Source organism: Streptoalloteichus hindustanus, assembly GCF_900129375.1.
In the GTDB taxonomy this organism is placed as follows: domain Bacteria; phylum Actinomycetota; class Actinomycetes; order Mycobacteriales; family Pseudonocardiaceae; genus Streptoalloteichus; species Streptoalloteichus hindustanus.
This window is the reverse complement of sequence record NZ_FQVN01000001.1, coordinates 706,485-728,892: the sequence shown is the minus strand read 5'-3', so window position 1 is coordinate 728,892 and position 22,408 is coordinate 706,485. Positions and strand designations below refer to the sequence as shown.

The following is a 22,408-nucleotide window of genomic DNA, read 5'->3' as shown; positions in this document are numbered from 1 at the left end:
GCTGGACAGCGCGCTGGCCGAGGGAAGCATTTCCGAGGACGAACACCGACGGCAACGAGACGAGCTTCTGGCGCGCGTCTCGGGAGGCGGACCAGCCGTTGCACCGCTGGCGTTCTCCGCACGACCTCCTGTCATCCCGGACCCCGACCGGACACAGGTCATCCCGCGGTCGGGCCTGCCCAGCGCGCCCGCCGGCGCACCTCCCCAACCGCTGTCCGTGGAGCGGGTGAACACCAGTCCGCAGGTGAGCTGGACAGGTGCCGAGGTCTTCACGTCGGCGCGGCCGCGGCGTCCTCACCGACGTCGCCTCCTCCTTGCCGCCCTGCTGGTGCTCGCGGCAGGTGCGGGCGGCGCGTGGTGGTGGCGCGGCTACGAGCCCGCCTCGGCCACCCCGAGCTCCGCCTCCACCCCCCAGGCGGCGGTCGAGCCCCGTGGTGAGATCGAGGTGGACCGGCTGCCCACGCTGCCCGGTGTCAGACTGGACGGTGGCATGCTGTCCCCCGTGGAGGCCAAGCGTCGTAACCTCCTCAACGATCTCGAGGTCGAACTCCTCAACGCGCACGGCTCCACGAGGGTCGCCTACGCCGGTTCGGCGGACAACGGGGCGTTGTACGCGGTCCTCGTGTTCAACACCAACTCGTCGGACAAGGCGGAGAAGCTGGCGAGCGATCTGCGGGAGTTCCACCGGAGGGGCGGCCTCACCCCGGTCGAGCAGAGTGGTCTGCCCACCGAGGTGAGCGTGACACGGCTCGTCGCGGCGGACCGCACGCTCTACCGCGCCACCTATCTCTCGGGCAACGCCGTGGTGCGGATTGGGGTCTCCCGAGCCGGCGGCGAGGAGCCGGCGCTGGCCGAGGCGTTGAGACGGACCGCGCGACAGGCACTCGAAGCGATGCCGGCGCGCTGAACGAGAACGAGGAAACCACGGTGCGGGGAGCCGGGCGGACGCACACAGCGACGACGGGCAGGGCGCGATGGGCCAACCGGGCCGTTCTGCTCATGTCCACCGCGGCCAGGGAGATAATCGCCCCGACCACTCGTGTGGTTCACCGATGACGAGCAGCTCGAGACGACCAACTGTTTGGCGAAGAAATCGGCACACTCCTCGTACCGCTGCTGCCACGCGTGGTGCTAACCATGTAGTCAGCACGTGGAGTGGCCGAGGCGGCCACGGGGGTGACGACAGTCACCACCTGGCAGGCGTTGTTCCTGGGGGAGCGAATGCGTGTTCGGCCGAAGAAGGCCGTTCGGCAGAATGACCGCTACTCCGACCTCGGATGGGGAGGCGTTTGATGTCCTGGCAAGACGAGCTGCAACAGCTCGACAACGCTCTGGCGGCGGGCCACATCTCCGCTGAGGAGTACCGCCAGCGGCGCGGGCAGCTGCAGGCCGCCGCGTCGCAGCAGGCGGTGCCGGGGCAGTCCCCCTCCCCCGCCGGCAACGCCTCTCCCACACCGGCCACGTTCTCCCCCACACCATTCCGATGGGACAACAGCCCCGAGAACACCCAGGTCATGGACCCGGTCCCGGCAGAGGGAGCGGCGCCCACCGCGGACGCGACTCAGGTGGTGTCGGGAGACCAGACCCAGGTCGTCCGCGGCGCGGACGCCGACCGGACCCAGGTCGTGCGCGGCGGGCAACCACTGCCGACCTCCCCGCCGTACGGTTTCCCCGCGGCACCGGCGAACCAGCCCGGCATGACGCCGGGGTGGGGCATGCCGCCCAACCCGGCGAACCCGAACAACACCGCCCCCTGGGCGGACTCGGAGCTGCCTCCGGATTTCGGAAACCCGGGCTGGCTCAAGCAGGGGCCCGAGGTCTTCGACGACAGCAAGGGTGACGGCAAGGCTGGCCGGATCATCGCGATCGTCGCGGTCGTGGTGCTGTTGCTCGGCATCGGCGGCGGCATCTGGTGGTTCGCCACCAGCGGGTCGGCCTCGGACAAGCAGCCGGAGGCCAGCGGAAGCAGCCAGTCCGCGTCTCCGACGAGCTCGGCCAAGCCCCGCCCCGCGGGACCGTTCGTCGAGCAGGACGGGAAACCGGTGCTGAACCGGAAGATGCCGATCGCGGAAGCAGTGCAGGCCAAGGCCCCCACCGAGCAGGAGGCGAAGCTCCTCAAGGAGAACGGGGTCACCGAGATCAGCGGTTACGTCGTCAACGCGGACGCCGACGGCGACAAGCTCCGCGCCGGTCTGTGGGCCTTCACCGGTACCAACGGCGTGGACCCCCGCAGGCTCCTCGGGCTGCTCGACCAGTACTACGCCAACGCCAAGTACGAGCCCCTGCCCAGCACCAACGACAAGGTCGTCTCCCGGGTGCTGCCCGCCAACGACAAGAACCTGACGACCTCCTACCGGGCGCACTACACCACGTCCAACGGCGTGATCCGCGTGGAGGCGTACGGCAAGGACGCCGAAGCGGCGAAGAAGGAGTTCGAGGCCCTGCTCGCCAAGCAGCTCGAACAACACCCGGCGAAGTGACTCCGGCGAGCGGCCAGAAGGTGACATGACGGACACCCCGAAGCCCACCTCCCCCATCGAGGCGGAAGTGCTGGCCACGCTGCGGGCCGCCCAGGACGTGGGAACCGACTCGACGGAGCTCGCCGGGCAGGTCACCGGTTTCGACCTGGGCTACCACTTCTCTCCCCAGCGGCTCGGTCTGCTCGCTCCGCTGCGGCTGCGGCCGGGGCTGCGCGCCGTCGAGGTCGGATGCGCGAGCGGAGCGCTCACCCGGGCGCTCGGTGAGGCTGGTCTGCGGGTGCTCGGCGTCGAGAGCGGCGCGGAACTCGCGGCGGCGGCGAGGGAACGTTGTCGTGATCTGTCCACTGTGGAGGTCGTGCGGGCGGAGGCGGAGGCGGCGCTGGCCGAGCGCGACCCCTTCGACCTCGCCCTGCTGGCCGGTCAGCTGGAACGGGCGACGGCCAGCCCTGGCGGTCCCCGAGCACTGCTGGGGACGGTCGCCGACGCACTGGCGGAGCAGGGTGTCCTGGTGTTGGCCGTCGACAACCAGTTCGGCCTCGGGCACCTCCTCGGGCAGTCGCAGGGGCGAGAAGGCCAGCCCTGGCTCGGGTTGACCGTCTTTCCCGGCGCGGCGGCCACTCCCCGGAGTTGGACCCGCAACGCCCTCTCGGCGATGCTGGCTGAGGCCGGGCTGGTGGCTCAGCGCTGGATGCTGCCCTACCCCGACTACCGGCTTCCCCGTGTCGTGGTGGACATGGCGCTGCTGGAGCGCCCCGACGCTCCCGAGGTGGTCGACAAACTGGTCAGGGACCCCCTGCTGGGAGCCTTCGGTGGAGCTCCCGGAGTCCTGCCGGGACGGCCGCTGCACCGACTCGCCCTCGCCGAGGGCATCGCCGCCGACGTCGCGCCCTCGTTCCTGGTGCTGGCGGCGCGCTCCGCCGAGGCGATCGAGGCGCTCACCGATCCCGGACTGGCCTGGTTGGTGAGCGCGGCCCGGCGGCCACCGTGGCGCCGGACTCGTCGGCTGACGCGCTCGCTCGCGTTGGAAACCGTCACCGGTGGTGGTGGAGCTGACGAATCCTGGTTGCGGCAGCAGGTCGACGACCAGGAGCCGTGGGTTCCCGGCCGCCCGCTGGACGGGGAACTGCTGTCAGCGCTGCACCGCGAGGACGAGTCCGAGCTGGGCCGCCTGCTCGGGCTGTGGCGCGACACCTGCCTCGCCGAAGCCAGGCCCCTCTCCGAGTCCGACCAACGTCATCCCTACCTGCCTGGCCGCCCGGACGTCGCGGTCCTGCCTCCGGACTACCTCGACGTCCACCCGGGCAACGTGATGATCGGTGTGGACGGCTCCACCCGGCGCGTGGACCTGGAGTGGCGTGCTGGCACCGGTGTCGACGCCGAGCTGGCGATGGCGCGTGGCCTGCTGGAGTTCGCCAGGGAGGTCCACCACAGCGGCGCCGCCCACCCGTGGCCGGCGGACTCGACCCTCGGTGACCTGCTGCGCCGGCTCGCCGAGGCAGCAGGGCTGGGTCCCGTCGTGGACCAGCGGTGGGCTGAGCTCGTGGCCGCCGAGGCGGCGCTGCAGGAACTGGTCACCGGTGTCCCGGCGGCGCGGGTCGCTTCCTCCATCGAGGCCGGCGTCGGCGTCCCGGGGCGCCCGAGGTTGTGGGAGCTGAACGGAGGCGTGCCCGCACTGCACGACTCCGCCCTGCGACTCCCGGACACCGAGACCGAGCTGACCGCCCTGCGCGACGAGGCAGTGCGGCACCAGCGCAAAGCGGACGAACTGCTCGCCGACGAGCAGCGGCGGCGGCAGGAGGTGGACCACGAGCTGTCGGTCGCCAGAGCCGAACTGGCCCGACTCGACCGCCGCCTGGGGCTGGCCTTCGCGGAGCTCGCCAAGGCCACCGAGGAGAACCAGTGGCATCTGCACCTCGCCACCGAGGCCAGGGCCGAGGCGGAGCGGGCGCGGGCGGAGGCGGACCAGCTCCGGATCGAGGCCGCGCGGAACACCGACCAGCTGATGGGCCGTCTTCGGCGGATCCGGACCAGGCTGGACGCGTTGGAGCACTCGTCGCTGGTTCGCACCGGACACCGCTACCTGTGGCCCGCGGCAAGGGCCGCTCGCGGAGTGCGCGACCTCGCGCTGGGCCGCGCCGGCGACGAACCCGACGGCATCCTGCGCCGGGCCAGCCGGATCGCGCCCGGGCTGGCCTCGGTGCTGGGCCGGCGGGTCCGGCGGGTCGCCAACCGGGACGCGGGACTGCGCCACTCGGTGGAGATGCCGACGGGGCCGGTGGTGGTCGGCCGGGGCCAGGTGGTCGAACTGGAGGGGTGGGTCACGCACGACCAGCTCCCCGTGCGGTCGGTGAGCGTGGTGGCGGGGGGACAGGAGCACCGCGCGACTCTCGGGCATCCTCGTCCGGACGTGGTCAACGCGCTCGGCGCGATCGGGCTGCGGGTTCCCGCCGGAAGCGGAATTCGGGCGCGCCTGTCAATCCCCGCCGTGACCAGCCCGACCACGCTTCCCCTCGCACTCCGGGTCGAGCTCTCCGACGGTTGGGTGGCAACCCGTCCGCTCCCGGCACTCAAGCTGGAGCCCGCCTCCCGGACTCCCGCGGTGCGGGTCGAATGGCCCCACGAAGGGCCCCGGGTGGCGATCTGCCTGGCCACCTACCGTCCGGATCGCAGGTTCCTCAGCGAGCAGATCGCCTCTCTGCGCGCCCAGACCCACCAGAACTGGGTGTGCGTTCTCGGTGATGACGCCTCCGGCCCCGACACGCTGGCACTGCTGCGCGAGCTGACCGAGGACGACGACCGGTTCGTCGTTGTCGGGCATGAGCGGAACGTCGGCTTCTACCGCAACTTCGAGCGAGTCCTCCAGCTCGTCCCCACCGATGCGGAACTGGTGGCGTTGTGCGACCAGGACGACGTGTGGGATCCGGACAAGTTGGCCGTGCTGTTGGAGCAGTTCGCCGACGAGGACGTTCAACTCGCCTACTGCGACATGCGCCTGGTGGACGAGCACGGCGAGATGACCGCGCCCTCGTTCTGGGGAACCCGCAGCAACCAGTGGACGGACGTGTCGTCGTTGCTGCTCCTCAACAGGATCACCGGCGCGGCGAGCCTGTTCCGCGCTGATCTGCTCCGGGAACAGGTACTGCCGTTCCCGCCGGGCACTCCCTCGGCGTTCCACGACCAGTGGATCGCGGCCAGCGCGTTGGTCGCTGGTCGGATCGCCTTCGTGGGGCGGGCGTTGCAGTCCTACCGCCAGCACGCCAACAACGTCACCGGGCAACGGGACGATCGACTCGATGATGGGCTCCCGGGTCTGCTCGGCCTGATCGGAGTCGGGCTGGGCGCGGATGCCGGACTCGGCGCCGACAAGCAGGCCGAGCTGGAGGCCGTCGTGGAGTACGAACTGCGGCGAGTCGCCCAGTTCGCGGAGACACTGCTGCTACGCCGGGGAAACCGGATCGCCGACGACGTCCGGGCAGAGCTTCGGAAGCTGGCGGACGTGGAGCACCGCCTGCTTCCGCTCGTCGAACTCGCCGCCCGCACCGAGGTCCCGCTGCCCTACCGCACCCGGGCCAGGCCCGAGAACTCCGGAGCCGAACGAAGACTGCTCGTGGCCGCTCTGCGGTGGCGAGCGCAGCGGGGGAAGCGGACGGCCCTGCCACCACCAGCGCAGGACGCCCTCGACTGAGTGCGGGCACGTGCTGGGTGTCCTGCCCGTCAGAACACCCAGCACGGCCGACACCGAATCTCAACAGGCGGTGTGCACGCCCGTCGGTGCTGGTGGCAGCACTCCACAGTCGACCATGACCGCTGACATGTTGTCCCGGAAGTGTTCCGGGGAGAACCGCGTACGGCAGATGTCGAGCAACGCTTGCTGGACCTCGGTCCACAGAACGTCGTCCCGCAGCAGGCGGTCGCACAGTTCGACCATCTCGGCGGCGGACTCGGCGACCAGGTGCCGAGCCGTCCAGCCGAGGTGCAGTCCCTCACCGCCGACCGGAGTTGTCACGAACGGCAGACCCGCCGCCATCGAGTCCACAAACTTGATCTTCACTCCGGCTCCGTAGCGCATGGGCACCACGTGCAGGCGGCCGGTGGACAACCAGGGCCGCGGATCGGGAACCCGCCCGAGGACGTCGGTCAGCGGTCCGCTCAGTGCGCGGACCGCGGGGGACGGGTCCGCGCCCACCACCCGCAGTCGCAGCCCGGGGTGCCGGTCGCGCAGCACGGGCAGCACGTCATTCGCGAGTTCGAGCACAGCGAACTCGTTGGGCGTCCGCGGAGTGTTGTCGAACCCACCGAAGAAAACCAGTCCCTCGCGCCGCTCCAGCCCGGGCACGTCGCCGGGCACGTCGATGGGATAGCACGCCACGTGCACCGGTGTGCCGGGTGCCACCTGCCGCACCCACCTCGCCTCGTCCTCGCTGACGCAGACGGCGACGTCGGCCCAGGTGAAGGCAGCGACCTCCTCCTCCCGCAACCGCCGCTCCTCGAGCGCGTACCGTCGCCGTTCCTCCGTGCTCTCCGCCGTCTCGAAGAACTGCGCGGGACGTCGGTGGAACAACGCCTCCGAGTCGTACACGCGCACCGCCTGGGGCTGGGTGCCGGACAGCGGAAGCCCGAGCGCGACGAAGTTGTGCGGCCGGAAAACGACGATCACGTCGTACAGGCCGAGACGTTCCCGCCCCCAGCGAACGGGGTCTTCCACCCCGTAGACCACCTCGATCCCCCGCGCCCGGAGTGCCGGGGCATAGTCCTCGGCCCGCTCCGGAGAGGCGGCGAAGAAGGTCACCCGGGCGGCGGGATCAGCGTCCCGCCAGGCGTCGACCACCGCCATCGTGCGCGGGTCTCCCCGCCCCCTGTCGGGTTGCGGCACCCGGTCGTCGACCAGCAGCACACGGTACGGAGCGTTCCGGTCGCGCAGCCACGACAGCTGGTGCGGACGCTCCTGGACACCCACCACCGGCGGACGTTTCGCCAGCTCCTCGGGCCACCGCCGGGTGAAGACGCCGTGGTTCAGCCGCATCAGCTCCGTGGCCCGCGCCGAGGAGCTGGTCCCGTGTCGGGCGTGCACCACGCGGGCCGACGGCTGAACCCAGGTCTGCCAGCCGTGCTCGCGCAACTGCAGAGCCAGGTCGACGTCCTCGAAGTAGGCGATCTCGTACTCCGGCGAGAACCCCCCGACCTGCCAGAAGGCCCTACGTCGCACCACGAGGCAGGCCGCGGACGCGTAGTCCACCTCGCGGGGGAACGTCAGCGGGGTGGCGTCGGCGTCCCCGTCCCCCCAGGCGCGGCACCAACCGTCACCGCCGATGACACTGCCCGCCTCCTGCACGCTGCCGTCAGCGTTCATCATCAGCGGAGCGACGGCGCCGACGCGCGGGTTGTCGTCCAGCATCCGCAGCAGCGGTTCCAGCCAACCAGCCGTGAGTTCCACGTCAGCGTTGAGGAAGCACACGAGTTCGGTCCGGGCGTGCTGAACTCCCAGATTGCACCCGGCGCCGAACCCGAGGTTCGTCGACATCCTCAGGACCTCGGCGGTGGTGAGGTTCTCCGCCAGCCACTCACCGGTGCCGTCGGGGGAGGCGCTGTCGACGACCACCACCTCGTAGGGCTCGGTTGTGTGCTCGGCCAGCGACTCGAGACAGCGCACCACGAGGTCGCGGCCGCCGTAGGAGACGAGGACGAAGGTGATGCGCGGCGTTCCTGTCATGGCCGGCGGATCTTTCCGTACACCTCGCGCAACGGCTCGGACCACCGCAGCAGCTTGGTCTGGCGAAGTGTGGCCAACTCCGACTCGACAGCGGCGCGCTGCTCCAGCGCGTCGCGGTGGCGGGCCGCAAGAGCGGCGTGCAGCTCACGCTCGTGTGCGAGTTCAGCGCGCAACCGCGCCAGTTGCTCACGCAGTTCGTCGGCCTCCCGCGCGACGCGTTCCCCCTCCTGCCACGTGGTGGCCAGTTCGTCCACCAGTGCCTGACGCTCGACCAGCATCCGCTCTCGGAGGCGGCGGTGGGCGGTTCGCAACGCGTGGTTCTCACCGGCCAGATCCGCCATCCGCCGCTCAAGGTCCCCACCTCGCGCGGCCAGCGCGTCCTGCGCGATCTGGGCGATGCGGTCCAGATGGGACTTCAGCACCCGCTGTGCGGAAGCGAGCCGGTCGGCGGCGTCGGGTGGCGCGAACGCCGCGCTCAGGATCTCCTCGGGGTGTGTGACGACCTGGTCCTCACCCGCGAACTCCAGGACGGGCCACCGCTGCTCCCCGGTCGGGTCGAGCAGCACCCAGTCCTGGCCCAGGGCCGAGGACACGGCCGCGACGTGCTCGTCCGCGGCGATCACCGCGCGAGCCGCGTCCAACACCGCCAGACGGTCCTCCACGACGAGGTCGGTGCCGATCAGGCGCCACGCGGGCGGGAGCGCGAGCTCGTCGTGGGCCACGCCCGTCGTCAGGACGACGATCTCGACGGCTCCGAGTCGGTCACGTACTCTCTCGACCGCGGCCACCAGGTCCGGTGTCACCGGACTGACGACGTGCACCACCAGGAACTCGGAGTCGGGCAACTCGCCGAGCTGCCGCAGGTGGCCGACCCGGGCGACCAGCACCGAGGGGCTGGCCAGGTCACCGAGAAGCACCGCCGGGTTGGGCACCACCGCGATCTCCTCGCCCACCCCAGCGGCGACGAGGCGGTCCCTGGACCGCCGGTCACGCACCGCGGTCAGCGGCTGCCTCGCGCACCAGGCCACCAGTCCCGCGGGCACGTCCTCGGAAACGCGCACCAGGGTCGGCAACACCGGATGGTCCTGTTCCGGACCCTCGCCAAGACCGCGGGAGAAGAACTCCCTCCCGTCCACCGACCGGTCGCCGCCGTAGTAGTGGGCGAGCTCCGCGCCGAGGGGGAAGGTCGGCGCCACCACGCTGAGGTGGGCCGATGACGCGATGCCGTCGACGCGAGCAGGGGAGTACTCCCCCAGGGGCGCCGCCACCAGACCACCATCAGTGACGACCGGCCGCTCCCAGCCCAACGGGGCGAGGAGACTCAACCGCCAGCCAGGCAGCCGGCGCGCCAGCTCACGGACGAGTACCTGTGGAAACACCTGGTCACCGAGCCCCGGTAGGTCACTGCTGCCCCAGAGGGCGACAGCGCCAACGGTGGCTGGTGGGGACTCGGTACGCACCGCAGCAGACTACCCAGACGCGGGGCCCCGATCGGTGGCTTCCGACCGGCTCTCTCGTCGACGTGCCCGTCGCCGGAGTGGGACGGGCTGTGCGGGGTGGCGGGGCCCGTTTGGTTCATTGACGGGGCTGGGCGCGGGATCTCCAATGGCAGAGATCCCGTGCCCACGCGGAGGCCCGATGAAGCGCCCACGTGTCCTGGTCCTGGTGGTCCTGCTCGTCGCGGGGGTGCTGAGCGCGGCGCCCGTGGCGGCCGGCGCTCCGCCGCCGCGCAACGACGTGATCGTCCAGCTCTTCCAGTGGAACTGGGCTTCGGTCGCCCGGGAGTGCCGGGACGTGCTCGGGCCGCGGGGCTACGGCGCCGTCCAGGTGTCGCCTCCCCAGGAGCACGTGGTGCTCCCCGGCCATCCCTGGTGGCAGGACTACCAGCCGGTCAGCTACCGGATCGCGAGCCGGCGCGGGGACCGGGCCGCGTTCCGGTCGATGGTGGACGCCTGTCACGCCGCCGGCGTGCGCGTCCACGTGGATGCCGTGATCAACCACATGACCAGCCAGACCAGGCCGGGCGTCGGCAGCGGCGGCTCCCGCTACTCGCACTACGAGTACCCGGGCATCTACCGCGAGCGGGACTTCCACCACTGCGGGCGGCACGGCGACGACGACATCCGGAACTACCGCGACCGGTACGAGGTGCAGAACTGCGAGCTGCTCGACCTCGCGGACCTCGACACCGGGTCCGAGCACGTCCGGAACCGGATCGCCGGCTACCTCGACGACCTGCTCTCGCTGGGCGTCGACGGTTTCCGCGTCGACGCCGCGAAGCACGTGCCGGCCGCCGACATCGCAGCGATCGCCGGTCGGCTCCGCCGGCCGGCGTACCTCTACCAGGAGGTCATTCCGGGAGCCGGGGAGCCGATCACCCCGGAGGAGTACACCGGCAACGGCGACGTGCTGGAGTTCCGGTACGGCTGGGACCTCGCCCGGATCTTCAACCAGGAGCGGCTCGCCCACCTCCGGTCCTTCGGGTCGCCCCTGCCCTCGGCCAAGGCGGTGGTGTTCACCGACAACCACGACACGCAGCGGCACTCGCCGGTGCTGACCTTCCGGGACAACGCCCGCTACGCCCTGGCCAACGCGTTCACGCTCGCCTGGCCGTACGGAGTCCCGAAGGTGATGAGCAGCTACGAGTACGCCCACGTCGACGAGGGGCCGCCGACCGACGTGTCCGGCCGTACCGCCGACACCACCTGCTTCACGAACCGCTGGCGCTGCGAGCACCGGTGGCGGGTGATCGCGAACATGGTGGCCTTCCACAACGTGGTGCGCGGCGAACCCGTGACGAACTGGTGGGACAACGGGAACGACCTCGTCGCCTTCGGCAGGGGCGCCAAGGGCTTCCTGGTCCTCAGCGACGAGGGGCACGCGGTGACCGGGAGGTCGTTCCAGACCTCACTGCCCGCCGGCACGTACTGCGACGTCGTCCACGGGGACTTCACGGCGGGCCACTGCACCGGCCCCACCTACGTCGTGGACGCCCACGGGTGGTTCCGCGCGGACGTCCCCGCGCGGGACGGCGTCGCCCTGCACGTCGGCGCGAAGGTGCGCTGACGGCCCCCGGCACCCCGGAGCTTCGAGCGCGTCGCGGTGTGCGCGGATCAGCGGCCGACGGCGTAGCCCTGCATGCCCCGGGCGTTCGCGCCGGCGCGGAGCAGGCCGCTCACCGGGTCGCGGGACACCGCCGAGAGGCGTCCCAGCGACCACGGCCCCGCGTCGACCACGTCGTGCCCCCGGTCGCGCAGCTCGGCCACCAGATCCGCGCCGAGCCGGGACTCCACGACCAGCTGGCCCGGGTACCAGGACCGGGGGTAGAACGACGACGGGAACGCGGTCGAGTGCCAGGCCGGGGCGTCGATCGCGGCCTGGAGGTCGAGCCCGCCGACGACGTGCGCCAGCCAGAAGCAGAGCTGCCACTGGTCCTGCTGGTCGCCGCCGGGGGTGCCGAACGCCAGGGTGGGCTCGCCGTCGCGCAGGGCGAGGGACGGCGTGAGGGTGATGCGGGGGCGGCGGCCGGGCGCGAGCGCGTTGGGCGAGTCCTCGTCGAGCCAGAACATCTGCGCGCGCGTGCCCAGGCAGAAGCCCAGCGCGGGGATCGTGGGCGAGGACTGGAGCCAGCCGCCGGACGGTGTCGCCGAGATCAGGTTGCCCCAGCGGTCGACCACGTCGACGTGCACGGTGTCGCCCCGGGTGGTGCCGGTGCGGCCCACCGTGGGCTCCCCGATGCCCATCGCGGTGCCCATCGGCATGTCGGCGCCACCCGCTCCGACCCCCTCGGCCACGAAGGCGGGCAGGCGGGGCGTGCGGCCGCCGGGCGAGCCGGGGCGGAGCTCCAGCGACGCGGTCCCGTCGACGAGCGCGCGCCGCTGGGCGGCGTAGTCCCGGGAGAGCAGGTCGGCCAACGGCACGTCGTCGCTGTCGCCGTACCACGCCTCGCGGTCGGCGAAGGCGAGCTTGGCGCACTCCGCCGCGAGGTGGACGGTCTCCACCGTGGGCACTCCGTCCACATAGGACAGACGGTCGGCGAAGCCCTCCAGCAGGAGCAGCTGCTGCGCCAGCACCGGCCCCTGGCTCCATGCGCCGCACTTGGCGAGGGTCCACCCGCCGGGGAGGTCGACCGTCAGCGCGTCCTCGACGCTGGCGCGCCACGCGGCCATGTCGGCGCCGGTCAGCACGCCCGCGTGGTCGCGGCCGGAGTCGTCCCGCACCGCCGTGCGGGCGAACCGGTCGACCTCCTCCGCCACGAAGCCCTCTGCCCACGCCCGGCGGGCCGCCTCGATCTGGGCGTCCCGGTCGGCGCCGGCCGCCTCGGCCTCCGCCAGCAGCCGCTCCCAGGTGTCGGCGAGCACCGGGTTGGCGAACCGGGCGCCGGCGAGCGGAACCCGGCCGCCCGGCAGCCACAGCTCGGCCGAGCTGTGCCAGTGCTCGCGGAACATCCGCTCCACGGTGGCGATGGTGTCGTGGACCCTCGGCACCAGCGGGAAGCCGTTCCTGGCGTAGCCGATCGCGTACCTGAGCACGTCGCGGAGCCGCTTGGTGCCGTGGTCGCGCAGCAGCAGCAGCCAGCCGTCCCACGCCCCGGGGACCGTGGCCGCGAGCAGACCGGTGCCCGGCACCAGGTCGAGCCCGAGGTCGCGGTAGTGGGCCGCCGTGGCCGCCGCCGGCGCGACGCCCTGCCCGCAGAGGACCCGGGGGCGCGGGTCGTCGGCGGTGGTGAAGACCGCCGGGACCTCGCCGCCCGGCCCGTTCAGGTGCGGCTCGACGACCTGGAGCACGAACCCGGCGGCCACGGCGGCGTCGAACGCGTTGCCGTCGTCCTCCAGCACGGCCATGCCGGCGGCCGAGGCCAACCAGTGGGTGCTCGCGACCATGCCGTGGGTGCCGACGAGTTCGGGGCGGGTGGTGAACACGACCCACACCATAGGGTGAAAGAGCCAGTTCGTTAACCCCGCTAACGACTCCGCGGCCGCGCAGGAACGCCGGAAGGCACTACTGAATCGATACGCCAACGTCGCTGAGGCACTGTGTGGTCGCAGATCGCGCCACCCCTGACTCGCGATACGTCCAAAACGGTGTTACCAGGGGGAACCCCTGATTTCAGGATCGCAGGTGGGCGGGCGGACAGGCGGGGAAAGCCGGAGGCGACACGCCAGCCTCTGCGGGTGAACCTGCCTCACCGGACCGGGTCTGGGACGCACCGGGTCCAGGAGGGCCGAGCTCAGCAGCGGACGGGGCGGCGGCCCACCCCGTGCCAGTCGAGGCCGGCGGCGCGGAGCGCCTCCGGGTCGAGGTGGTTGCGGGTGTCGACCACGACGCGTCGTTCCATCAGCTCGGCGACCTGCGCCCAGTCCAGTCCCCGGAACTCGGGCCAGTCCGTGAGCAGCACGAGGGCATCGGCGTCCTTGGCCACCTGGTACGGGTCGTCGACCAGGGTCACCACACCGGACGTCCTCGGGTCGGCCGCCGGCACCGCCGGGTCGTGGGCGGTCAGCTCGGCGCCCTCGCCAGCCAGCAGCTCGGCCACGGCCAGCGCGGGCGAGTCCCGCAGGTCGTCGGTCCCCGCCTTGAACGTCAGCCCGAGCAGCCCCAACCGCGCGCCGCGCAGGGCTCCGCCGACCGCGGCCCTGACCTTGGCCACCACCCGGCCCCGCTGCCGGACGTTCGTCTCGATCGCGGCCGCCAGCAGGGGGAAGTCGACGCCCAGCCCGACGGCGACCGAGGCCAGCGCCGCCGTGTCCTTCGGCAGGCAGGACCCGCCCCACCCCGGGCCGGGGCGCAGGAAGGCCCGGCCGATGCGCCGGTCGTGGCCCATCCCCTCGGTCACGTCCACCACGTCGGCACCCAGCCGCTCGCACAGCTCGGCGAGCGCGTTCACGTAGCTGACCTTCATCGCGAGGAAGCAGTTCGCCGCGTACTTGACCATCTCGGCGCTGGCCGCGTCGGTCAGGACGGTCGGCGCGCCCAGCCGGGCGTACAGCGCGGCCACCCGCTCGGCCGCCCCCCGGTCGTCCGAGCCGACGACGATCCGGTCCGGGCCGAGGAAGTCCGGCACGGCGCTGCCCTCGCGGAGGAACTCCGGGTTCGACACGACCGCCACGTCGTCCCTGCCCAGCAGCGCCGCCAGCCGCCGCGCGGTGCCCACCGGCACCGTCGACTTCGTCACCACGACGCACCCCGGGGAGAGCCGGTCCCGCACCTCGGCCACGACCGACTCGACGACTGACAGGTCGGCGGCGCCGTCACCGCCCCTCGGGGTGGGCAGGCAGAGGAACACCGTGTCCGCGTCGTCCACGGCGGACGCCGCGCCGACCACGAACCGCAGGCCGCCCGCGGCGACCCCCGCGGCGACCAGTTCCGGCAGCCCCGGCTCCAGGATGCGCACCTCGCCGCGCCGCAGCTGGCCGACCTTGACCTCGTCGACGTCGGCGCAGCACACCCGGTGCCCCAGCGACGCCAGGCAGGCCGCCGTCGTCAGGCCGACGTAGCCCGCCCCCACCACCGCGATCCGTCGAGTGAACATCACGATCACCCCTCGCTGAGGTCGCCACCCGGAAGGCTGGCAGCGCGAGATGGCCGGGCCGCGACGGCAGGGTGAACCGCGGCGCACGAGGCGCTGACCCCTGTCACCGCCCGCGACCACGTGGTGACTCGGGGCTGATAGTCGTCGTAGGGTCTGGTGCTCGTGGAGCAGCGACGCCTGGGTGACTCGGGTCTGGTGGTCAGTGCTGTCGGCCTCGGCTGCAACAACCTCGGCCGACCGGGCACCGGGACGGAGACGTTGGCGGGCGCCCGCGCCGTGGTCGACGCGGCGCTGGAGGCCGGGGTGACGTTCTTCGACGTCGCCGACGTGTACGGCGCGCCGCGCGGGCGCAGCGAGGAGCTGCTGGGCCAGGCGCTGGCCGGGCGGCGGGAGCACGCGGTCGTGGCCACCAAGTTCGGCCTGGACATGCAGGGGGCGAACGGGCCGGACTTCGGGGCGCGGGGCTCCCGCCGGTACGTGCGGCGCGCGGTGGAGTCGTCGCTGCGGCGGATCGGCACCGACTGGATCGACCTGTACCAGCTGCACCGGCCGGACCCGGCCACGCCGCTGGAGGAGACCCTGGCCACGCTGGACGACCTCGTCCACGAGGGGAAGATCCGGTACGTCGGCCACTGCAACCTGGCCGGCTGGCAGATCGCCGACGCGGGCTGGACCGCCAGGACCAGGGGCGCGGCCGCGCCCGTCTCCGCGCAGAACCACTACTCCCTGCTGGAGCGGGAGGCGGAGCGGGAGGTGATCCCCGCCTGCCAGCGGTTCGGCCTCGGCGTGGTGCCGTACTTCCCGCTGGCCAACGGTCTGCTCACCGGCAAGTACCACCGGGACTCCGCGCCGCCGCCGGGGTCGCGGCTCGTCGGCAGGGAGCGGCTGCTGGCGGACGCCCCGTGGGACCGGATCGAGCGGCTGCGCGCCTTCGCCGCCGCCCGCGGCCTCGCGATGCTCGACGTCGCCATCGGCTGGCTGACCGCCCAGCCGGCCGTGGGCACGGTGATCGCCGGTGCGACCACCCCGGACCAGGTACGCGCCAACGCCGCCGCCGGGCGTTGGCGGCCCACCCCGGAGGACCTCCGGGAGATCGACGCGATCTGCCCGCCGGGACGGCGCTGACCGGGACACCCGCCCGCCGGCCCGCTGGAGCCGGTGCCGCGCGAAAGCCCTGAAGCCGTGTCCGGCCGTGCGGGAGGTCTCCGGGAGATCCCCACGGGTCTCAGGGTCAGATCATCCTGTGGGGTGACGCCCGGTCCACCGAGGGCGGCAGTCGAGGACCCTCCCCCGAGGCGACGCGGCCGGACGCGGTCAGCGGCCAGTCTGGTGCCATGGAGCTGATCGGGATCGCGTTGGTGTTCGTCGGACTCGCGCTGGTGGCCGCGTTGCCACTCGTTGTTCTGCTTCACACCACCGCTCCGCGCCGGGGCGCGACGCACTAGCCTCACCGCGAGCCGGCCATCCTCCGGCACCTCGACGGAGAGGGGAGCACATGCAGATCACGGACACCGCCGCGATCGTCACCGGTGGCGCCTCGGGCCTCGGCGGGGCCACCGCCCGTGCCATGGCCGCGCGCGGCGCCCGGGTCTTCGCGCTGGACCTGCCAGCGGCGATCGAGAAGGCGGAGCGGGTCGACGGGGTCACCTACGTGGCGGCCGACGTCACCGACGCCGGACAGGTCCAGGCCGCGGTGGACCAGGCCGCGGGATCCGGCGCCCCGCTGCGGATCGTGGTCAACTGCGCCGGGGTGGGCTGGGCCGGGCGGGTGCTCGGCAAGCAGGGTCCGCACGACCTGGACCTGTTCCGCAGGATTGTCGAGATCAACCTGATCGGCACGTTCAACGTGCTGCGGCTGGCCGCCGAGGCGATCGCCAAGACCGAGCCGCTGGCCGACGACCAGCGCGGCGTGGTCATCAACACGGCGTCGGTGGCGGCGTTCGAGGGGCAGATCGGCCAGATCGGCTACTCGGCGTCCAAGGGCGGCGTGGCCGCGATGACCGTGCCGGCGGCGCGGGACCTGGCCTCGTCCGGCATCCGCGTGATGACGATCGCCCCGGGGATCATCGACACCCCGATGCTGGCGGGTGTCACCGAGGAGTTCCGCGCCGGTCTGGCGGCGGGCGTGCCGTTCCCGAAGCGCCTCGGTCGCCCCGAGGAGTACGCCCAGCTCGCGGTCTCGATCGTCGAGCACGACTACCTGAACGGCGAGGTCATCCGGATGGATGGCGCGCTGCGGATGGCGCCCCGCTGATCTCACCGTCAGCCACGGCCGGTCGCCCCGTTCGTGGCCTAGCACGAACGGGGCGGCGAGGCGAACAGTTGTCCACAGCCTCGCGGCCTCGTTGTGCCACGGAGTGAAGTCACCCGACGGTCGGGTGAGGCCCGGCGGAGTTGTCCACAGGCCCGGGGCGCGTGCTTTCGGAGCGCCCCGGGCGGCGGATAGGCTGGAGCGGGGCTCGCCCCCCGGGACGGGTGGGGGCTGACTTCGGGGCCTGGTCGACGTGGATGGCCGCTTTTCCCGTGTCAGCGCGGAAAAGTGGCCTTCGTCGTTCTGTGGCAGACGGCACCCGGTCTGTCCACAGAGGACAGTCAGAGGTCCCCGGTGTAGGGGATGGCGTTCGGACCACCATCGGTGATCCACCGGCGCAGCGCGTGGGTGGCGCGGACGTCGTCCTCGTTGTAGTCCAGCAACCGCTGGCGCTGGGTCTCGTCCGGCGGCTGGCCGTCCATGCCCACCGCGTCCCGGTACCAGCGCATCGAGTTCTCGCCGCCGGCCTCCGGGTCGCGCCAGGCGAACCCGGCCGCCGGCGCGATCGTCTTCAGGCCCTTGCCGTGCGCGCACAGGAACTGGTCGCGCACCACCCCGAACAGGTCCACCCACTGGTTCGACGAGATGAACTCCCGCACGGCCGAGGCGTCCGGGATGCCGGGCTTGCCGGCGAACCGGTCCGCCGAGGCCAGCAACCAGCGGTTCTCGGCCAGCTCGTTGTAGCAGTAGGCGCGGAAGGTCAGGCCGCGCGCCCTGGCCCGCAGCCGCACCGAGGTCAGCCAGGTCCAGAACTCGCCGAAGGAGCGGGCCTCGTCGTCGGTGGGCAGCGGCTCCCAGGTCGCGAACGCCCGGTAGCCGGCCGGCTCGCCCACGTCGGCGCCCGAGAGCCAGCAGCCCCACAGGTAGGCGCCGGAGTCGCCGAAGCTCTCCATGTCCACGTCGACCTCGACGTCCGCCCTGGGCACCGTCACCTCCGGCACCCGCCGGACCAGCGAGTAGTCCCGCAGGAACGCCCTGGCCAGGAGCACGGCGTCCGGGAACGGCATGCCCACCATCGGCGCGGGCGGCTCGCCCTCCGGGTCCAACGCGGCCAGCCTGTCGACCGTGGCGTACCCGGCGGCGCGCAGCGCGACGGCGTCCTCGCCGCGCAGGACCAGGCTCACGTCCCGGTTCTCGCGCAGCGTGCTCTCGCAGGTCGGCCACCAGGGGCAGGTGCGGCACTCCACGACCCGGGAGGGCCGCGCCAACGCCGGAGCGCCGGTGGCCGCGGCCGCGGCCACCGCGAGGCGGTCGGCGAACCGCGCGTCGTACTCCGCCAGGGCGGTGCGCCCGCCCGGCCAGGTCGGCGCCTCCAGGTCGTGCCAGACCACCACGTCGGCGTCCATCCCGACGGCGCCCCCGGTCGCCCGGCCGCTGGTCATCAGGCCCGCGGCCTGGAGCATGCGCACCGCGTGGGCGAGCCGGAGCTGGTCCCTGGGCTGCGCGCGGACCTTGCGCAGCGGGTCGGTGCGGGCGCCGTCCGGGAACGGCTCCGCGAGGGGGCTGGTCCGCGCCCCGCTGCCCGGGTCGCTGACCTTGTGCCGCACCACGAGCACCGGCACGTAGCCGTCGCCGACCCGCACGATCAGGTCGACCGCGCCGCGGCGGCCCCCGGTGGGGTCGCTGGGCAGCTGGGGCGACCACACGAACCGGGCTCCGCCGCGCACCGCGGCGAGGGTGGCCCGCTCCCGGTCGGCCGACGGGGCCGAGCGGGGGATCTCGGTCCACTCGGCGCCGATGAGCCGGGCCATGCGGTCGGCAACAGCACGCCGGTGGGCGGCGGCGTCGGCCTTGCGCTGCTCGGCGGTCGGGTCGGGTGGCGCCTTCGGCACGTCCGCCATGGCCGGGTCGTGCTCGAGGTGCACCCGTCGCCGACAGCGGCTGACCACGCCGGCGTCGAGCAGCACCGAGGACCTCATGGGAACGAGCCTAAGCCGTGCCTACGACGTTCGGGGTAGGCCGGTCTGGTGGATCTCCCACGCGGCGTGCCGCGAGGTGGGCGAGGGGGCCGCCGTCCTAGGGTGACCGGCCTAGGGTGGACGTGGAGGTGGTCGGATGGCGCGCGACAGACAACGGCTGCCACTGGTCACGCCCGCTCGGGCGAAACGGCTGCTCGGACTGGCCAAGGTGCTCGGGCCGGTGGTCCTCCCGGTCGCCCTGCGGGCCGCCGCCGTGGTGCGCGAGGGCTACGACCGGGCACGCGCCCGCCGGCTCGGGGTTCCGGTGGAGTCCCTCGCGGCGTTCAGCGGCAGGGGCGGTGCGTTGCACGCGCGCATCTCGGGTGTCGCGGGCGTGCTGGCGGAGCTCCGGGCCCGGCACGACGACGCGGACACCCAGCGCTTCGCCGACGAGAGCGAGCGGCGGCTCGGGGACCTGGCTTCGGCGGTGCGCGCGGCCGAGCGGATGCCCTCGGCGCGGCGCAGGGCCGCGCACCGCGCCGTGGCCGGCGAGCTGGTGGCCCTGGAGTCGGAGCTGCTCCGCCGGCTGGGTGTGTGAGGAGAACCGCACGACGGACGCGGGCGGGGCGCGTCCTCACCTGTCCGTGAGGGCACGCCCCGCCCGAGCACACCCGAGCGGGTCATCCCGCCCCGGGTGTGACGTCCGACCGCTGTGACGTCGGACTCAGTGCCGTCAGTGTCGGGACGACCCTCCCCCCGCGCGGGTCCTGCGGCGCGAGCGTCCCCGCTCGCCGGCCCGCTCGGCCGAGCCGCGGTCGATCTCCTCCATCACGGCCTTGACCGCCCTGGCCGCGATCCGCCGCGCGACCTTCTCCGGGTGGCCGTCCGTGCGGTGCTCGACCTGGCTGGCCACCTGGTCGACGACGGCCGCGACCTGCTCCTGCCGCCGCACGAGCGGGTCGGTGCGCAGGTCCTTGGCCAGCGACACGCACAACGCGACCATGATCACGACGAACGGCGCCGCCGCGATGATCGTCATGTTCTGCAGCCCCGTCAGCGCGTCGCTGCCGCCCACCAGCAGCATCACGGCGGCCACCGCGCCGGTGAGCACGCCCCAGAAGATGACCACTCCCCTGGTCGGCGCGATCGAGCCGCGCTGGGACAGCGTGCCCATCACCACCGACGCGGCGTCGGCGCCGGACACGAAGAAGATCGCCACCAGCACCATGACCAGCACCCCGGTCACCGTCGCCCACGGGAAGTGGTGCAGCACCGTGAACAGCTGCGACTCCTGGGTGGCCTGCCCGGCGACGTCGGTGCCGGACCGCTGCAGGTCGATGGCGGAGCCACCGAGGACGGCGAACCACACCAGGCTGACCAGGCTCGGCACCAGGATCACGCCGCTCACGAACTGCCGGATGGTGCGTCCCCGGCTGATGCGGGCGATGAACATGCCGACGAACGGCGTCCAGGAGATCCACCACGCCCAGTAGAAGATGGTCCAGCCGGCCAGCCACTTGCCGGTGGCGTCACCACCGCTGGCCGCGGTGCGGGCCGACATCTCGGCCAGGTCGCGGAAGTACTCGCCCACCGAGGTGGGCAGCAGGTTCAGCACCAGCACGGTGGGGCCCACCACGAACAGGAACACCGCGAGCAGCACGGCCAGCACCATGTTCACGTTGGACAACCACTGGATGCCCTTGGCGACGCCGGAGACGGCCGAGGCCACGAAGCACACCGTGAGCACCGCGATGATGGCGACCAGCACGCCGGTGCCGATGTCGCCGCTCATCCACCCCGCAGCCTGGAGGCCGCTGCCGATCTGCAGCGCGCCCAGGCCGAGCGAGGCGGCCGAGCCGAACAGGGTGGCGAAGATGGCCATCACGTCGATGGCCTTCCCGACCGGGCCGTTGGCCCTGCGCCGACCGAGCAGCGGGGCGAAGGCCGAGGAGATGAGCTGCGAGCGCCCCCGGCGGAAGCTGCCGTAGGCGATGGCGAGGCCGACCACGGCGTAGATCGACCACGGGTGCAGCGTCCAGTGGAACAGGGTGGTGGACATGGCGGTCTGCACGGCCGCCGAGCTGCCCGGCTCCACGGTGCCCGGTGGTGGGCTGGTGAAGTGCGCCAGCGGCTCGCTGACGCCGTAGAACATCAGGCCGATCCCCATGCCCGCGCTGAACATCATCGCGACCCAGGAGACCGTCCGGAACTCGGGTTTCTCGCCGTCCCTACCGAGTGGGATGCGTCCGTACCTGCTGAACGCGAGCCACAACGCGAACACCACGAACCCGGTCGCGGCCAGCACGAAGCCCCAACCGGCCTTCTGAATGATCCAGTCCAGAGCCGACCTCGCCACACGCCCCAGCGAGTCGGTGCCGAACACACCCCACAGGACGAACGCGACCGCGAGCGCCGCGGCCACGCCGAACACGACCGGATCGGTCCTGGCGGGTTGTTCGGTTGCGCTTTCCCCCCCGGGTCCCGTCTCGGGCGCGTCCCCGGGCAGTTCGGTGGGTCGTTCGTGGTTGTCGCCGTGGTCGTTCGTCGGTCGTTTGTCTGCAATATCCGTCGACACGACTGCCGGCGCCCTTTCCAGGCGCCGCCTCCTTTCCAAAAGGGAACACCTGTGGCTCCCGGCGGTCAGGAGGAAACGACGACGCCACGGCTGTGACGTCCCGCGAGTCACCAGCGAACCCGCCGGGCGCGCGGCCCGGCCGGCCCCGACCGCCGGCAACTCACCCACCGTGACCCATTCGGCGCAACGAGGTCAACCGTCACCCACCCACCCGTGGCCAAACAGACACCTTTTTTGGGACGCCCGTCACTTGCCTGCTGGGCCGTTGCGGTGCTTGCCACAGGCGGGGGCTGCCATGCGGGGGACGCGGCCACCTACGCTCCTCACCTGTGGTGGTGAGGCTGGCCCCGACCCGGGGAGTGCTGCGCGTGGCCCGTGGGGCCGCGCTGGCGCTCAGCTCCGCCACCCTGGCCGTCGCCGCCCACGCGGCGGCCGGCGGCTCGGTGCCGGACACCGGGCTCGCCGCGGTCCTCACGGTGCTCATGGCCGGCGCGGGCACGGCCATGGCGGACCGCCGGCGGAGCGCGCCGGCCATCCTCGCCGCCCTCGGCGGCTCGCAGGTCCTCCTGCACGTGCTGCTCCAGGCCCTCGCCGGGCACGGAGCCCACCACGCCCCGCCCGGGTTCGACCCGTCCCGGATGGTCGCCACGCACGTGGTCGCCACCCTGCTGACGGCGGCCCTGCTGGTCGGGGCCGAGCGGGCCGTGTTCGCCGTGGCCGCCGCCCTGGCGATGCTGCTGCCCCGGCGGCTCGCCCCGCCCCCGGCGTGGGCGCCGCTCCGCCTGGCCAGCGTGCCGATCGGCACGGTCCCGCTCCCGCTCGACGTCCTGCTGCGCCGGGTCCACACCCGGCGCGGCCCACCCGCGCGCTCCTGATCGCGTCCCACACCGGCCGTTCCCCCG

14 protein-coding genes are annotated in these 22,408 nt (G+C 72.7%); 8 read left to right on the top strand and 6 right to left on the bottom strand.

The annotated features are described in order from the left end of the window. Positions 1-244: 244 nt before the first annotated feature. The 3 genes from BUE43_RS03435 (at position 245) to BUE43_RS03425 (ending at position 6,165) form a co-directional block, all read left to right on the top strand. Positions 245-907: a hypothetical protein gene (locus BUE43_RS03435; protein ID WP_159447681.1), complete on the top strand. Its 663-nt coding sequence runs from the start codon at positions 245-247 to the stop codon at positions 905-907. A gap of 385 nt (positions 908-1,292) precedes the next feature. Then, positions 1,293-2,480 (top strand): hypothetical protein, encoded by a 1,188-nt coding sequence (locus BUE43_RS03430; RefSeq protein ID WP_073479805.1) that lies wholly within the window; start codon positions 1,293-1,295, stop codon positions 2,478-2,480. A gap of 25 nt (positions 2,481-2,505) precedes the next feature. Continuing rightward, complete coding sequence (locus BUE43_RS03425; RefSeq protein ID WP_073479804.1) at positions 2,506-6,165, top strand: glycosyltransferase; 3,660 nt, start codon at positions 2,506-2,508, stop codon at positions 6,163-6,165. Between the two features lie 60 nt (positions 6,166-6,225). Here the strand turns inward: BUE43_RS03425 and BUE43_RS03420 are convergent, their stop codons facing one another. Both BUE43_RS03420 and BUE43_RS03415 read right to left on the bottom strand, forming a co-directional pair. After that, on the bottom strand, positions 6,226-8,190 hold the full coding sequence (locus BUE43_RS03420) for a glycosyltransferase (RefSeq protein WP_073479803.1): 1,965 nt from the start codon (positions 8,188-8,190) through the stop codon (positions 6,226-6,228). Beyond that, entirely contained in the window at positions 8,187-9,458 is a 1,272-nt protein-coding gene (locus BUE43_RS03415; RefSeq protein ID WP_143173919.1) for a coiled-coil domain-containing protein, read from the bottom strand. Before BUE43_RS03415 ends, BUE43_RS03420 begins: the two co-directional genes overlap by 4 nt. Positions 9,459-9,828: 370 nt before the next feature. Between BUE43_RS03415 and BUE43_RS03410 the strand changes: the two genes are divergently transcribed. Continuing rightward, on the top strand, positions 9,829-11,256 hold the full coding sequence (locus BUE43_RS03410) for an alpha-amylase (protein WP_073479801.1): 1,428 nt from the start codon (positions 9,829-9,831) through the stop codon (positions 11,254-11,256). A 47-nt stretch (positions 11,257-11,303) separates the two neighbouring features. Here BUE43_RS03410 and BUE43_RS03405 read toward each other — a convergent pair whose 3' ends face one another. Both BUE43_RS03405 and BUE43_RS03400 read right to left on the bottom strand, forming a co-directional pair. Beyond that, positions 11,304-13,124, bottom strand: a complete 1,821-nt coding sequence (locus tag BUE43_RS03405; RefSeq protein ID WP_073479800.1) for a gamma-glutamyltransferase family protein — start codon at positions 13,122-13,124, stop codon at positions 11,304-11,306. Positions 13,125-13,420: 296 nt separating this feature from the next. Next, positions 13,421-14,722, bottom strand: coding sequence for a UDP-glucose dehydrogenase family protein (locus tag BUE43_RS03400; RefSeq protein ID WP_073480244.1), 1,302 nt, complete (start codon positions 14,720-14,722; stop codon positions 13,421-13,423). Between the two features lie 162 nt (positions 14,723-14,884). On the opposite strand from BUE43_RS03400, the gene BUE43_RS03395 reads away from it, so the two are divergent. After that, positions 14,885-15,847, top strand: a complete 963-nt coding sequence (locus BUE43_RS03395) for an aldo/keto reductase (RefSeq protein WP_073480243.1) — start codon at positions 14,885-14,887, stop codon at positions 15,845-15,847. Between the two features lie 370 nt (positions 15,848-16,217). Continuing rightward, entirely contained in the window at positions 16,218-16,976 is a 759-nt protein-coding gene (locus tag BUE43_RS03390; RefSeq protein ID WP_073479799.1) for an SDR family NAD(P)-dependent oxidoreductase, read from the top strand. A gap of 338 nt (positions 16,977-17,314) precedes the next feature. On the opposite strand, the gene BUE43_RS03385 is transcribed toward BUE43_RS03390, so the two are convergent. Further along, positions 17,315-18,952, bottom strand: coding sequence for a TM0106 family RecB-like putative nuclease (locus BUE43_RS03385; RefSeq protein ID WP_073479798.1), 1,638 nt, complete (start codon positions 18,950-18,952; stop codon positions 17,315-17,317). Positions 18,953-19,088: 136 nt separating this feature from the next. On the opposite strand from BUE43_RS03385, the gene BUE43_RS03380 reads away from it, so the two are divergent. Continuing rightward, the gene (locus BUE43_RS03380; protein ID WP_073479797.1) at positions 19,089-19,529 is read left to right on the top strand and encodes a DUF6474 family protein; all 441 of its coding nucleotides are present in this window, start codon (positions 19,089-19,091) and stop codon (positions 19,527-19,529) included. Between the two features lie 135 nt (positions 19,530-19,664). Here BUE43_RS03380 and BUE43_RS03375 read toward each other — a convergent pair whose 3' ends face one another. After that, a complete protein-coding gene (locus BUE43_RS03375; protein WP_083959357.1) occupies positions 19,665-21,437 on the bottom strand; it encodes a BCCT family transporter in 1,773 nt (590 codons plus the stop codon). A 398-nt stretch (positions 21,438-21,835) separates the two neighbouring features. Here BUE43_RS03375 and BUE43_RS03370 point away from each other — a divergent pair, with 398 nt between their 5' ends. Continuing rightward, positions 21,836-22,381, top strand: coding sequence for a hypothetical protein (locus BUE43_RS03370; protein WP_234995506.1), 546 nt, complete (start codon positions 21,836-21,838; stop codon positions 22,379-22,381). Positions 22,382-22,408: the final 27 nt, after the last annotated feature.